General features: G+C 70.7%; 12 protein-coding genes and 3 tRNA genes. 8 read left to right on the forward strand and 7 right to left on the reverse strand.

The genetic code is table 11. The features are described 5' to 3' along the window. Positions 1–82: 82 nt before the first annotated feature. The 5 genes from BLT21_RS10660 to BLT21_RS10680 all read left to right on the forward strand — a co-directional run bounded on the left by BLT21_RS10660 (position 83) and on the right by BLT21_RS10680 (position 5,100). Positions 83–904, forward strand: coding sequence for an ABC transporter permease (locus BLT21_RS10660; RefSeq protein ID WP_091501783.1), 822 nt, complete (start codon positions 83–85; stop codon positions 902–904). After that, the gene (locus BLT21_RS10665; protein ID WP_091501785.1) at positions 901–1,698 is read left to right on the forward strand and encodes an ABC transporter permease; all 798 of its coding nucleotides are present in this window, start codon (positions 901–903) and stop codon (positions 1,696–1,698) included. The genes BLT21_RS10660 and BLT21_RS10665 overlap by 4 nt, the downstream gene beginning before the upstream one ends. Beyond that, the gene (locus BLT21_RS10670) at positions 1,695–2,687 is read left to right on the forward strand and encodes an ABC transporter ATP-binding protein (RefSeq protein ID WP_091501787.1); all 993 of its coding nucleotides are present in this window, start codon (positions 1,695–1,697) and stop codon (positions 2,685–2,687) included. Before BLT21_RS10665 ends, BLT21_RS10670 begins: the two co-directional genes overlap by 4 nt. Positions 2,688–2,788: 101 nt before the next feature. Next, the gene (locus BLT21_RS10675) at positions 2,789–3,874 is read left to right on the forward strand and encodes an extracellular solute-binding protein (RefSeq protein WP_091501789.1); all 1,086 of its coding nucleotides are present in this window, start codon (positions 2,789–2,791) and stop codon (positions 3,872–3,874) included. A gap of 92 nt (positions 3,875–3,966) precedes the next feature. Beyond that, positions 3,967–5,100 carry an adenosine deaminase family protein gene (locus BLT21_RS10680; protein WP_256336031.1) on the forward strand — a complete coding sequence of 378 codons (1,134 nt, stop codon included), beginning with the start codon at positions 3,967–3,969 and terminating at the stop codon, positions 5,098–5,100. 208 nt (positions 5,101–5,308) lie between these two features. On the opposite strand, the gene BLT21_RS10685 is transcribed toward BLT21_RS10680, so the two are convergent. The 4 genes from BLT21_RS10685 to BLT21_RS10700 form a co-directional block, all read right to left on the reverse strand. Beyond that, complete coding sequence (locus BLT21_RS10685) at positions 5,309–6,919, reverse strand: DEAD/DEAH box helicase (protein WP_091501791.1); 1,611 nt, start codon at positions 6,917–6,919, stop codon at positions 5,309–5,311. Positions 6,920–7,258: 339 nt separating this feature from the next. After that, positions 7,259–7,519, reverse strand: coding sequence for a glutaredoxin family protein (locus BLT21_RS10690; protein WP_091501794.1), 261 nt, complete (start codon positions 7,517–7,519; stop codon positions 7,259–7,261). 130 nt (positions 7,520–7,649) lie between these two features. Continuing rightward, positions 7,650–8,777, reverse strand: a complete 1,128-nt coding sequence (locus BLT21_RS10695) for a glycosyltransferase (RefSeq protein WP_091501796.1) — start codon at positions 8,775–8,777, stop codon at positions 7,650–7,652. 95 nt (positions 8,778–8,872) lie between these two features. Next, positions 8,873–10,039: a polysaccharide deacetylase family protein gene (locus BLT21_RS10700; protein ID WP_091501799.1), complete on the reverse strand. Its 1,167-nt coding sequence runs from the start codon at positions 10,037–10,039 to the stop codon at positions 8,873–8,875. A gap of 124 nt (positions 10,040–10,163) precedes the next feature. Between BLT21_RS10700 and BLT21_RS10705 the strand changes: the two genes are divergently transcribed. Then, positions 10,164–11,048: a DUF72 domain-containing protein gene (locus BLT21_RS10705; protein WP_091501801.1), complete on the forward strand. Its 885-nt coding sequence runs from the start codon at positions 10,164–10,166 to the stop codon at positions 11,046–11,048. A 16-nt stretch (positions 11,049–11,064) separates the two neighbouring features. After that, positions 11,065–11,202 (forward strand): hypothetical protein, encoded by a 138-nt coding sequence (locus BLT21_RS15675; protein WP_176786879.1) that lies wholly within the window; start codon positions 11,065–11,067, stop codon positions 11,200–11,202. A 102-nt stretch (positions 11,203–11,304) separates the two neighbouring features. On the opposite strand, the gene BLT21_RS10710 is transcribed toward BLT21_RS15675, so the two are convergent. The 3 genes from BLT21_RS10710 to BLT21_RS10720 form a co-directional block, all read right to left on the reverse strand. Beyond that, positions 11,305–11,377, reverse strand: a tRNA-Phe gene (locus BLT21_RS10710). Between the two features lie 70 nt (positions 11,378–11,447). Next, positions 11,448–11,521 (reverse strand) — tRNA-Asp (locus tag BLT21_RS10715). A gap of 21 nt (positions 11,522–11,542) precedes the next feature. Next, positions 11,543–11,615: transfer RNA gene (locus BLT21_RS10720), tRNA-Glu, on the reverse strand. Positions 11,616–11,840: 225 nt separating this feature from the next. Here BLT21_RS10720 and BLT21_RS10725 point away from each other — a divergent pair. Next, positions 11,841–13,289, forward strand: a complete 1,449-nt coding sequence (locus BLT21_RS10725; protein ID WP_371113438.1) for a M23 family metallopeptidase — start codon at positions 11,841–11,843, stop codon at positions 13,287–13,289. Positions 13,290–13,359: the final 70 nt, after the last annotated feature.

Below are 13,359 nucleotides of genomic sequence, written 5' to 3' on the forward strand. Positions count from 1 at the left end.
GGCCCCGCAGAGGGTCATACGGTAGAGGCAACCGGTTGCGCAACCGGTTGCACCCGCCCTCTCGTACGAACGGAGTTCGCTCGTGGTTTCACGCCGCACCGGACTGCTCGCCCTCCCCGGGCTGGCGCTCCTGCTGGCGGGGTTCCTCATCCCGTCGATCGCGATGCTGTTCGCCCCTCCGGGCGTCAGCCCCGTCGACATCCTCGAACGACTCGGCGGGATGCTGACCGACCCGTTCGATCTCGCGATCATCGGGCGCACGGTCGGCCTCGGTCTCATCGTCACGGTCATCTGCATCGTGCTGGGGTTCCCGATCGCCTACCTGCTGGCCCGCTCGACCTCGCGCTGGGCCGGCGTTCTGCTCGCGCTCGCGATCTTCCCGCTGCTGCTGAGCAACGTCGTGCGGACCTTCGGCTGGCTCGTGCTGCTCGGTTCCAACGGCGCCATCGGCCAGCTGCTGACCGGTCTCGGCCTCGTCGACCGCGCGCCCCAGCTCCTCTACACCGAGCTCGCGATCGTGCTGGGGCTCACCCAGCTCTTCCTGCCGCTCGCGATCATCTCGTGCTACTCCGCCGTCGCCCAGGTCGACCCCGGTCTCGACGACGCCGCACGCGGACTCGGCGCCGGCCGCACCCGCACCTTCTGGGGCATCGTCGTGCCGCTCTCGGCCCCCGGCATGGTCGTCGCGGCCACGCTCGTCTTCGCCGGTAGCGTCACCGCATACACGACCCCGTACCTGCTGGGCGGATCCAGCCAGCGGATGCTGTCGACGCAGCTCTACTCGTACTCGAGCGTCACGATCGACTGGGCGGCCGCGAGCGCGACGGCGATCATCATGACGATGCTCGTGTTCGCCGTGTCGGGCCTGTCGGCCGTCGTCGCGCGACGGGGGGCCACCTCGTGAAGACGAGCCGCCCCGTCGCGGCGACGCTCGCCGTCGCCGGCTACATCATCATGATCGTGCCGATCCTCTTCGTGGTCGCCACGGCGTTCACCGGGGGACGCACCCTGCGCTTCCCGCCCGAGGGCTTCTCGCTGCAGTGGTTCGAAGCGGCCCTGAACTACGACCCGTTCATCAGCGCGTTGCTGTCGAGCCTGCAGCTCGCGCTCATCGCGACGGTGCTCGCGCTGCTCATCGGCGTGCCCGTCACGCTCGCGATCCACCGCGGGCGGCTGCCGGGCAAGGGACTGGTCGAGGGGCTGTTCCTCTCGCCGCTCATCGTCCCCGAGCTCGTGGTGGGCCTCGCCCTCTACCAGCAGCTGATGATCGGGCTGCGGCTCGACAACTTCCCCGTGCTGCTGATCGGCCACACCGTGCTGATGCTGCCCTACGCCGTGCGGGTCACGGGTGCCTCGCTGGCGCTCGCCGATCCGGGCATCGAGGAGGCCGCCCGCGGCCTCGGCGCCTCGCCGCTGCGGGCGTTCTTCACCGTGACCCTGCCGCTGCTGCGACCGGGCATCTTCTCGGCGGGCCTGCTCAGCTTCGTCACCTCGTTCAACAACGTGCCGCTGTCGCTGCTGCTGCAGAGCCGCGACTTCCGCACGCTTCCCGTCACCATGCTCGACTACGTCCAGCAGAGCTACGACCCCATGGTCGCTGCCACGAGCACCATCATCCTCGCGGGCACCGTCGTGATCGCCGTCATCGCCGAGCGCACGGTCGGCTTCGCCCGCATCTTCGGAGGGATCAACCGATGACCACCGCAGCAGAGTTCGTCGGGGTGACACAGCGCTTCGGCGACTTCACCGCCGTCGACGACATCGACCTCGCCATCCCGTCGGGGCAGCTCACGACGCTGCTCGGGCCGAGCGGATGCGGCAAGACCACGTCGCTGCGCATGCTCGCGGGCTACACGCAGCCGACCTCGGGCCGGATCATGATCGCCGGCACCGATGCCACCCGCACCCCGCCGGAGCGCCGCGGCCTCGGCATGGTGTTCCAGTCCTACGCCCTGTTCCCGCACATGACCGTCGCCGAGAACGTCGGGTACGGACTGAAGCTGCGCAAGGTCGGGGGAGCCGAGCGCCGCCGCCGCGTCGAGGAGTCGCTCGACCTCGTCGGCCTCGGCCACCTCGCCGCGAGCCGCCCCAAGAAGCTCTCGGGCGGGCAGCAGCAGCGCGTCGCCCTCGCCCGCGCGATCGCGATCCGCCCGACCCTCCTGCTGCTCGACGAGCCGTTGTCGAACCTCGACGCGCGCCTTCGCGTGCAGATGCGCGCCGAGATCCGCCGCATCCAGTCCGAGACCGGCCTCACCGTGGTCCTCGTGACCCACGACCAGGACGAGGCCCTGGAGATGTCGGACCGTATGGTGCTGATGCGCGACGGCCGCATCATGCAGGAGGGCGCTCCCTCCGAGGTCTTCACCGCCCCAGCGAACCGCTTCGTCGCGGAGTTCCTCGGTTACGAGAACTTCCTCACCGGCCCCGACGGATCGCTCACGACCGTTCGGCCCGAGCACCTCGCGATCGGGCGGCCCGCCGGGGGTGCGGACCTCGCGCTCGACGGCGTGGTGCTCGACGTGGCCTACCGCGGAGTCGACCGTCTCGTGACCGTCGAGACCGCCGACGCCGGGGGCGCCGTAGTGCGCCTGGTCGCCGACGTGCGCGACGAGGCGGTGCTCGCCCGCCCCGGCGACCGGGTGACCGTCACCGCGCCCGCCGCCCGTCTCATCCCCCTCGCCGCCTGACCCGGCTCGGCCCCCGGCCGAGCCGCCCTCGACGCTCCACCCGCACCCGCACCAGCCACCCGCATGCCTGCGGCCCGCCCGCAGCCCCGAGAGGAACCCGCATGATCCGCACCCGCACCAGCCGCGTCCTCGCGGCATCCGCCGCCTTCGCCGCCACCGCGCTCGTCGTGACCGGCTGCTCCGGCAGCAGCACCGACGGCTCCGACGACGCCGCCTCGACCGATTCGATCGTGGTCAGCACCTTCCCGTTCGGGGTGGAGCAGTTCCAGGAGGCCGTCGTCGATCCGTTCACCGAGAAGACGGGCATCGAGGTCGAGATCGAGACCGGCTCGAACGCCGACCGCCTCTCGCAGCTCCAGCTCGCCGGCGGCGACGCGGGCATCGACGTCATGCTGATCTCCGACACCTTCGCGGCATCCGGCCAGGAGCAGGACCTGTTCCAGGACTTCGACGAGTCCGACGTGCCCAACCTCGCGAACATCGCCGACTTCGCCGTCGAGGAGGGATATGACGGCCCGGCCTACAGCTACCAGCTCAACGGCACGCTGTACAACACCGACGAGCTGTCCGCGGAGCAGGCCGCCGACTGGTCGCTGTACGCCGACTCGGCATACAGCGGACGCCTGGCGTTCCCCGACATCTCGGTCACGGCCGGTCAGCTCGCCGTCTCGGGTGTCGCGTCGACCTTCGGCGACGGCCCGTACGACATCGACACCGCCTACACGACGATCGGCGAGTGGGCGCCGAACATCCTCCAGTTCTACTCGTCGTCGACCGAGGTGACGAACCTCCTGACCCAGGGCGAGATCGTCGCCGCCGACTCGCTGAGCGGGTTCGCCACGACCCTCGTCGCGTCGGGCGAGCCCGTCGCCTGGACCGCGCCGGCCGAGGGGCGCTACATGGCGACCAACCGCGCCATGATCCCCAGCGGAGCGAAGAACCTCGAGGGCGCCTACGCGTTCATCGACTACCTCCTGTCGGTCGAGGCGCAGACGGCGTCGGCCGAGATCGTCGGCGACCTGCCCGTCGCGCTCGACGCGACGATCCCCGCCGAGATCACCGACGTGGTCGGCGACATCGCCGCCGACCCGATCGCGGCCGGCTACGCCACGCTCGACCCCGCCGAGGTCGTGCCGAACCGCGCCCAGTGGGTCGAGCGGTTCGCGCGCGAGGTCGCTTCGCGCTGACCCCGGCCCTCCGGCCGCCGAGCATCCCCCATCCTCGGCGGCCGGACACCCCCGCGCGTCCGACGGGCGCGCCCGCTCCACACCCTCGACGCATGAACGGCACCATGACCTCCGCAGCACCCCTTCCCGCCGAATACCTCCAGCGCCTGCCGAAGGCCGACCTGCACTGCCATCTCATCGGCACCGTGCGAGCGACGACCTTCGGCGAGCTGGCCCGCCGGGAGTCGCTCGAGCTGCCCGCCGACCCCGAGCGCATCTTCGCCGACATCAACTCGCTGCCGCCCGACCCGGCGCTCTACCGCGACACCCGCATCCCCGTCCCGCAGCAGCGCAGCGCGGACGAGCCCGAGGTGTCGTACTCGCTCTTCCAGGCGTCGAACTGGGTCGTCGAGGTGCTCCGTGATGCCGACGATCTCACGCGCATCGTCTACGAGGCCTTCGAGGACGCCCACCGCCAGAGCGGGACCCGTCACCTCGAGCTGTTCTTCGACGCCCTGCCGCCGCACCTCGAGTCGCTCGGATACCTCGGCGCCGTCGAGGCCTATGCCGAGGGCATCCGCATGGCGGAGCGCGACTTCGGCATGACCGGTCTCATGATCCAGGGCATCGACCGCAGCCGCAGCGGCGCGGAGGCGCTCGAGGTCGTCCGCCGCGTCGTCGACAACCCGCACCCGTACGTCGCGGGCATCGGCCTCGACAACCTCGAGACCGCCGGGCCGCCGGAGCGTTTCGTCGACGCGTACCGGCTGGCCGGTGAGGCGGGCCTCGGCCGGACGGCGCATTCGTCGGAGCACGCCCCGACCGCCGTCAACACCATCACCTGCCTCGACCTGCTCGGCTGCGACCGCATCGACCACGGGTACTACGTGCTCGAGGACGACGCCGTGATCGAGCGGATGCGGGACGAGCAGGTGTCGTTCACGGTTGCGTCCACGACCTCCCGCCGCTCGTGGCGGCCGTGGCGCCGCGCGTCGATCGCCGCGATGCTCGACGCCGGGCTCAACGTCATCCCGTGCTCCGACGATCCCGGGATGTTCCCGACGAGCCTCGCCGCGGAGTACGGCATCGTGTCGGAGCAGATCGGCGCGACGCCCGAGCAGATCCGCCGCATGGCGATCTCGTCGTTCGAGGCCTCGTGGCTGCCCGCCGAGGAGCGCGCCCGTCGCGTCGCCGAGGTCACCCGTGAGATCGACGCCCTCGACGCCGAGTTCGCCGTCTCGGCCTGAGCCCGGGCCGCGGTTCGCTGCCGCGAGAACGCACCGTCGCCGCGAGAACGCACCGTCTGGGGTGCGTCCTCGCGGCAAGCGTGCGTTCTCGGCGGGTTCGCCCGCGCCGGGCGGTGTCGGGTGGCATGACGAAAGCCGCCGCGACCTGCGTCATCCCCGTGGGGAGACGGCAGGCCGCGGCGGCGTGGTCGTTCGCGGATGCCGGGGGTCAGCGACCGCTGCGGCGTCCGGCACTGTTCTGGCGGACGACCGAGCCGACCATCAGCTTGCCGCCGGCCGCACCGCCGTTCGATGATGCGCGACGGCCGGTGCGGCGCGGGTTGCCCGCGGGGGCGGCGTCACGCGCGGCACGGTCGGTGTTCTGGCCGCCGCGCGCGGGCTGCTGTCCACCGCGGTTCTGCGGACCGCCCTGGTCGCGCTGAGCGCCCTGACCGCCCGAGCGCGCGCCCTGGCCGTCGCGGCCACCCGCGGCGCCCTGACCCTGGCCACGTCCGCCGCGGCCCCGGCCGTTGCCGCCGCCGGAGCGTCCGCCGGAGTTCGACGAACCACCCTCGCGAGCGTCGCGCGCGGCGCGCTTGCGCTGGGCGTTCGCACCCTGGCTGGTGCCGCGGGGAGCGTCCTCGACCGGCGCCGGGGTCACGTAGGGCGCGACCTTGCCGACGAGGGCGACGACCTCGGGCGACTCCGCCGTGACGGACGTCGGGGTGACGGCGATCGCCGCCTTGCGCAGCAGGTCCTTGACGTCGCGCTCCTGACCCGGCATCACGAGCGTGACGACGGCGCCCTCGGCGCCCGCGCGGGCCGTCCGGCCGGAGCGGTGCAGGTATGCCTTGTGCTCCATGGGCGGGTCGACGTGCACGACGAGCTCGACGTCGTCGACGTGCACGCCGCGCGCGGCGACGTCCGTTGCGACGAGGACCTTCGCGGCGCCCGACGAGAACGCGGCCAGGTTGCGGTCGCGCTGCGGCTGCGAGAGGTTTCCGTGCAGGTCGACCGCGGGGATGCCCTGCGACGTCAGCTGCTTCGCGAGCTTCTTCGCGGCGTGCTTGGTGCGGGTGAAGAGGATGCGGCGGCCCATGCCCGAGGCGAGCGCCTTAATGACGTCCTTCTTCTCCTCGGCGCCGGCGAGGTGGAACACGTGGTGGGTCATCGCCGCGACGGGCGAGTGCGCCTCGTCGACCGAGTGCAGCACCTCGTTCTGCAGGAAGCGCTTGACGAGCTTGTCCACGCCGTTGTCGAGGGTCGCGCTGAACAGCATCCGCTGTCCGTCGCGCGGCGTCTTGTCGAGGATGCGCGTGACGGCGGGCAGGAAGCCGAGGTCGGCCATGTGGTCGGCCTCGTCGATCACGGTGATCTCGACCGAGTCCAGCGTCAGGTGGCGCTGCTGCAGCAGGTCCTCGAGGCGACCCGGGCAGGCCACGACGATGTCGACGCCGGCGTTGAGCGCCTGCACCTGACGGTTCTGGTTGACGCCGCCGAAGATGGTGGTCGTCTTCATGCCGTATGCGGCCGCGAGGGGCGCGAGGGTCGCGTTGATCTGCGTCGCCAGCTCACGGGTGGGGGCGAGCACGAGGCCGAGGATGCGGGTGGCGCGGCGGCTGCCGCCGGCCAGCTCGCCGCCGAGGCGCGCGGCCATCGGGATCGAGAAGGCGAGCGTCTTGCCCGAGCCGGTCTTGCCGCGGCCGAGCACGTCGCGCCCGGCGAGCGTGTCGGGCAGGGTGTCGACCTGGATCGGGAACGCGGTGGTCTTGCCGTCCTTCGCGAGTGCTTCGACGAGGGGAGCGGGCACGCCGAGCGTGCGGAAAGTGGTGTCAGTCATGGGGGAGCGTTTCTCCGGGCACACGTCGGCGCCCTGATCGGTGGCCCGGATGCGGGTGCATGCGGGTTCGCCGTACGAAAGTGTCCGCGGGATGCCGGTCGTGACCCGGTGGGCGGAAGGCGTTCTACGACGCGTGCGGCGCGAGCGCGCCACAAGTTCCCCCAGTCTACCAGTGCCCGCCCGTCCGCCCGTCCGTCTGCTGCGCCGCGATGCAAGCGATCGGTCGCGACACCCCGGCCGCGCGGCATCCCGTGCGGGGTGTCGGCCCGGATGTCTTGCACCCGCGCACGGCCCACGGCCCACGGCCCACGGCCCACGGCCAACCGCGCGCGGCCGAGGTCAGATCAGCGAGAGCTCGCGGAGCTTGGCTGCGACGTCGTCGTTGCTCGGCTCGACGTGGTGGCTCGCGTCGGGGTAGACCACGACGGGGATCTGGGTGCGCCCCGAGATCTCGCGAGCGACGTCGGCGGCGGCCGGCTCGGCCTCGAGGTCGATGTAGGTGTAGTCCACGCCGAGCTCGTCGAGCTGCGCCTTCGTGCGGCGGCAGTCGCGGCACCAGTCGGCGCCGAACATCGTGATCGTGTCGGTGGAAGCGGTCATGTCTCCAGGGTACGTCCGCCACAAGAACTCGGGGCGCCCGTCCGATCGCGCCGAGCGCGTACCGCTCGAGCGAAAACGCACCGCCATGCGAGCTCTCTCGACGGGGCGGTGCGTTTTCGGCGCGGAGGGCTCAGTACTCCGCGGCGCGTGCGCGCTCGGGCGCAGCCTCGATGACCGCCTCGACGCGCTGCTTCTTCGGCGCGTAGACGACGAGCGCGTGGAACACGAACCGCACCACGAACGCCGCGATCAGCGTCAGCCCCGCGGCGATGACGCTGGGGATGTGCGCGTTCTCGACGAGGACCCACAGCACCGGGATCCGGATGACCGCTTCGGCGTTGTTGAACGTGAATGACTTCAGGAACCGCTGCGTCATGCTGCCCGACTCGGAGCGCATGTCGGAGAAGACGAGGTATTCGAGCAGCAGGAAGTTGCCGATGATCGTGATCTCGCTCGCGATGATCGACGCCGGCAGGTAGTCCATCCCGAGCCGGATGAGGCCCCACATGATCACGAGGTTCGCGATCGCGCCCACGCCGCCGACGAGGGCGAACGCTGACATGCGCCCGAAGCGCAGCATCAGCAGCTGGGTGAGGAACCGGATGCCCTGGGTGAAGGTGGCTTTCGAGGCGCCCGCGTATCGCGGGGCGAATGCGAACGGCACCTCGGCGACGCGCATGTGGCGGCGGGCGAGGATCTCGAGCAGGATCTTGAAGCCGCGCGGGCGCAGGGAGTCGATGTCGACGGCGTCGCGGTCGACGAGGAAGAACCCGGTCATCGGGTCGCTGCATTCGCCGAGCTTGCGGGGGAACATCGCCTTGGTCAGCAAGGTCGAGGCGCGCGAGACGGTCGTCCGGGTGGCGTCGGCGAGCCCCTTCGAGTCGCCGCCGGCGATGTACCGGGAGGCGACGACCACGTCGACGTCGCCGCGGTCGGATCGTGCCAGCAGCCGGGGGATGTCCTCGGGCGGATGCTGCAGGTCGCCGTCCATGACGAGGCACCACGACGCGGTGGCGGCACGCAGGCCTTCGACGACGGCGCCCCCGAGACCCGCGACCGGCTCGTCGCGGTGGATGAGGCGCACCGGGAAGTCCGCCGTCTTCGCGGCCCGTTCGATGACGGCGGGTGTGTCGTCGGTGGAGTCGTCGACGAACACGACCTCGATCATCCGATCATCGACCGCGTCACCGATCCGTCGAAGGAGTTCGGCGACGTTCGGACCTTCGTTGAAGGTCGGGACGACGATCGTCAGATCCATGTATCGCTCGCAGGTGTCAACAGGCGGGGGAGTTCACACAGTACTGAGGATTCATATGCGGACAAGCCGTTGACTCTTTGGATATCTCCTGAGATTCACCCGATGGCCTTCTCGATGTCATTCACGGTCATCCCGTAGTTGACGCGGATGACCGGCAGCGCGAGCTTGTCGGTGCCGATGGAGACGTACCCGTGCTCGATCGTCCGGCCCATTGCGAACCCGGCGTCCGCCACCGCCTGTTTCGCCGCGTCGTCGTAGTGGCCGAAGGGGTAGGCGACAACCTCCTTCACGCCGCCGAGCACGCCCGCCGAGGTCTCGAGGTCCGCGACGATCTCGTCATGGGTCCAGTTGACGATGCGGCCCTGGCCGTCGGCGCCCGCGGAGTGCATGTCGTGCGTATGCGAGCGCTTGAGCACGAGGGGGGTGAGGTCGGGGCCCGGACCGTTGACGGTGATCACGAAGGATGTCGTCATCACCTGGTACTTCTCCACCACGGGCACCGCCAGCTCGAGCCAGGACGGGTCGGCGTCGTCGTCGGTGATGATGACGGAGTGGTCGGGCAGGTACAGCCTGCCGTCGATGAAGGCGTCCAGTTCCGGCCAGGTGGGCAGATAGAACTGCTGCTCGGAGATGTACTTCAGATGCGCGTCCCAGTCTCCGACGTAAGCGTAGTTGCCGCGCAGCCAGCCCGACTCGCCCGCGGGGTTGGTCGTGAACTGGTGGTACATGAGGATCGGGATGCGGGTGCCCGCCGCGGTGTTGTCGCCCGGCGACATCCACGCGGCGTGCACGGTGCGCTGCTGCGCCTCGCACGAGACGATGTCCGCCCCGTTGAGGCGCCCGGGGATGGACAGCCCCGCCGCGTCGTCGGCGGTGTCGTACCACCCGGCGAACACGAGCCCGTCGTGCGCGGGGATCGGCAGCGAGGCGTACGGCCGCCCCTGTGATTCGAGGACGGGGGCGATGTCGATGCCGTCGCCCGCGAACGAGACGGCGCATGCGTTCGAGTCGTTCGCGTCGGCGACGAGCTGCTCGGCGGGCGACAACGGCGGCGTCGTCGGGGTCAGCGTCGCGGCCGGGGTCGGGGCGTTCGAGGTGGACGCCTGCTCCAACTCGGAGCCGTCGACCCGAAGAGCGGCGACGGCGAGCCAGCCGGCGACGGCGGCGACCAGGACGACGCCGGCCAGCGAGGCGCCGATCCAGATCCCGACCGCTCGGTGCCGGCGGTGTCGGCGCGCGTTCGAGCGTCGCGTTTCGGCCATCGTGTCTCCCCTGGTGGTGCCCGGTGCGTCGTCGAAATCCTAGGGGGCCGGGTGATGCGGGACCGGTCGGAGCGGTGGGCAACCCCCTTCCGCGCGGACGCGCATCGACCGAGACTGCGGCATCATGAGCGACGAATCCGCGGCATCCGGTCCGGGTCGGGTGCGCGTCGGCATCTCCGGGTGGCGGTACGCCGGATGGCGCGGCGACTTCTACCCGACAGGCCTCGGGCAGCGGCGCGAGCTCGAATACGTGGGCGAGCGGATGTCGACGGCCGAGCTAAACGGGTCGTTCTATTCGCTGCAGCGCCCGTCGAGCTATCAGCGGTGGCGGAACGAGGTGCCCGAGTCTTTCGTCTTCGCCGTCAAAGGCTCGCGCTATGTCACGCACATGCTGCGCCTGCGCGGAGTCGAGACGGCGCTGGCGAACTTCTTCGCCTCGGGAGTGCTCGCGCTGGGGCGGCAGCTCGGCCCGGTGCTGTGGCAGCTGCCCGAGCGCGAGGCGTTCGACCCCGACGTGCTCGAGGGCTTTCTCGGGCTGCTTCCGCGCACGACACGCGCAGCCCTCGCGCTCGCCGGGCGGCGCGACGAGCGCCTCGACGGGCGGGCGTGGCTCGAGATCGAGGAGGACCGACCGATCGTGCACGCACTCGAGCCACGGTCGTCGGGCTTCGGAGGGGATGCCGCGCTCGCGCTGCTGCGTTCGCACGACACCGCTCTCGTGGTGGCCGACACCGCCGGACGCTTCCCCCGGTTCGAGGAGGTCACGACCGCGGGACACGTCTACGTGCGGCTCCACGGCGCGACCGATCTCTATGCCAGCGGATACACCGACGCCGAGCTCGACGACTGGGCCGACCGTATCCGGGGGTGGGCCGACGGGTCGGCGGCATCCGACGGCCGCCCGCGCGACGTGTGGGTGTACTTCGACAACGACGCGCGGGGGAGAGCCCCGCATGACGCGGTGGCTCTGGCCCGCCGGTGCGACGCGGCGTTTATGCTCGGCCCGTGAGCGATCGGAACGGCGCGTGAGCGCGCAGCCCGCACCGTGGGTCTGCCCGACCTGCGGCGATCCGCTGCGGTTCGAGATCCTCGACGACGAGGCGTTCATCGTGGCGTGGTCGTGCCTGAACTGCGGACTGGTGCGGGTCACCGAGCCGACCTGAGCGGATGCCGCGGCAGGCGCGTGCCGCTCGAGGGCAAAGCAAAACCCCCGCCATGTAGAAGCTAGGCGAGGGTTTCTGGGGTGATTGTAATGATCACCCGTGTGGCTCCGACGGGCGTCGATCCCGTGACCTCACGATTTTCAGTCGTGCGCTCTACCAACTGAGCTACAGAGCCGCATGGCGTCAAAGATGCCACGTCCTACACGACAGGCCCTCTGGAAACCAAAGGGCCCGTCGCTTGAGAGCGACCCTGACGGGACTTGAACCCGCGACCTCCGCCGTGACAGGGCGGCACGCTAACCAACTGCGCTACAGGGCCATGCTTATTAAGTTGTGGGAGTGACCCCAACGGGATTCGAACCCGTGCTACCGCCGTGAAAGGGCGGCGTCCTAGGCCGCTAAACGATGGGGCCGAGCGAACCCAGACCCGGGAGTCTCCGTTCACGCTTACCGAGGGTCAAGCATATGCGATTCCCCCCGGATGTGCGAATCGGGGGCGTGGCGTGCGTCGGCCGGGCGTGTCCCGGAGGCAGAATGAGCCGGTCCGCGCGCTTCCGTCGGTATCCGTCGCGCTTTGGCGATGTGACGTGTGTTGCTACTGTGAACGGAGTTGCCCACGCGATATGGAGGATCACCGCGTGCGATACGAGAGCCTCGACTCCCCGGAAGACTGCGGCTGCGCCCCGACGCCCGCAGAGAGCAAGAAGCTCTCCCAGCTGATCTCGCGCCGCGGCGCCCTCGGCCTCGGTGCCGTCGGCTTCGTCGCGGCGACGGCGTTCCTCGCCCCCGGCATCCCGTCGGCGTTCGGTATCGAGGGTTACCCCTCGTGGGATGACGTGCAGCGCGCGAAGGGCAACGAGGCCGCGAAGTCATCCGAGATCGCGCGCATCGAGAAGCTGATCTCCGACCTCACCGCGGATGTCGCCTACAAGCAGGCGGAAGCCGAGCGTCTGGGCGCCGAGTACGCGAAGGCGCAGGCCGATTTCGAGGATGCCGCGTACCGCGCGGACTCCCTGCAGGCCGAGGCCGACGCGCAGTCGGCGGTCGCCCTCGAGTCCGCCCGCCGCGCAGGCAAGCTCGCCGCCCAGCTGTACCGGAACGGCGGCGACGACACGAGCCTCAAGCTCTTCTTCTCCGACTCGGCCGCGAGCGCCGACGACCTCCTCGCCCGCCTCGGCACGATGGACAAGCTGCTCCAGGCCAACCGCGGCGTGTACACGGATGCCGTTGCGGCCCGCGAGACCGCGCAGAGCCTCAGCGATCAAGCCGGTGTCGCCCGTGACGAGCGCGACCGTCTGCAGAAGGAGGCCGAGCAGAAGCTCGCCGCCGCACAGCAGGCCGCCGCCGTCGCGCAGGCGGCCCTCGAAGAGCAGACCGCCAACATGGCCACGCTGCAGGCCCAGCTCGCTGCGCTGAAGGACGAGACCGCGGCGACCGTCGCCGGCTACCAGGCCGGCGTCGAAGAAGAGCGTCGCCGCGAAGAGGCCCGCAAGCAGCGCGAGCGCGAAGAAGCCGCTCGCCGGGCAGCCGAGGAGGAACGTCGCCGTCAGGCGGAGGCTGCCGCGGCGGCCGCAGCGGCGGCCGCCAACAACGGCGGCGGTGGTGGTGGCGGCGGTGGCGGTGGTGGCAGTGCCGCGGGCAACCCCGGCGGTGGCGCCGGACAGGTGCAGCCCTCCGGGTGGGTCCGCCCCGGCCCCGGGTACATCAGCTCGTGGTTCGGCAACCGCGGCACGATCTGCTCGAACGGGTACTGCACCTCGGGCCACCGCGGCATCGACTTCGCCGGCGGCTGCAGCGCCCCCATCTACGCCGCCGCGTCGGGCACGGTCGTCCACGCCGCGTACACGGGTGACTGGGGCAACTACATCAAGATCGACCATGGCGGCGGGATCATCTCGGGCTACGCCCACATCCAGCCCGGCGGCTACAACGTCGGCTACGGCCAGCGCGTTTCGGCCGGCCAGGTCATCGCGTACGCCGGGAACACCGGGATCTCGCAGGGCTGCCACCTGCACTTCGAGATCTACCAGAACGGCGTGCGGATCGACCCGGCGCCGTTCCTGCGCAACCGCGGCATCTCGGTCTGACCCGGGCGCCGCCCGTCACACCGGGCGGAACGACGAAGGAGGGGCGGATGCCGCAGCATCCGCCCCTCCT

The sequence above is a fragment of the Microbacterium sp. cf332 genome (assembly GCF_900102175.1).
Taxonomy (GTDB): domain Bacteria; phylum Actinomycetota; class Actinomycetes; order Actinomycetales; family Microbacteriaceae; genus Microbacterium.

Excerpts from the sequence above, each read along its gene's own strand:
- BLT21_RS10670 (WP_091501787.1), top strand. The coding sequence starts at position 1,695 with ATGACCACCGCAGCAGAGTTCGTCGGGGTGACACAGCGCTTCGGCGAC.
- BLT21_RS10675 (WP_091501789.1), top strand. The coding sequence starts at position 2,789 with ATGATCCGCACCCGCACCAGCCGCGTCCTCGCGGCATCCGCCGCCTTC.
- BLT21_RS10680 (WP_256336031.1), top strand. The coding sequence starts at position 3,967 with ATGAACGGCACCATGACCTCCGCAGCACCCCTTCCCGCCGAATACCTC.
- BLT21_RS10685 (WP_091501791.1), bottom strand. The coding sequence starts at position 6,919 with ATGACTGACACCACTTTCCGCACGCTCGGCGTGCCCGCTCCCCTCGTC.
- BLT21_RS10690 (WP_091501794.1), bottom strand. The coding sequence starts at position 7,519 with ATGACCGCTTCCACCGACACGATCACGATGTTCGGCGCCGACTGGTGC.
- BLT21_RS10695 (WP_091501796.1), bottom strand. The coding sequence starts at position 8,777 with ATGGATCTGACGATCGTCGTCCCGACCTTCAACGAAGGTCCGAACGTC.
- BLT21_RS10700 (WP_091501799.1), bottom strand. The coding sequence starts at position 10,039 with ATGGCCGAAACGCGACGCTCGAACGCGCGCCGACACCGCCGGCACCGA.
- BLT21_RS10705 (WP_091501801.1), top strand. The coding sequence starts at position 10,164 with ATGAGCGACGAATCCGCGGCATCCGGTCCGGGTCGGGTGCGCGTCGGC.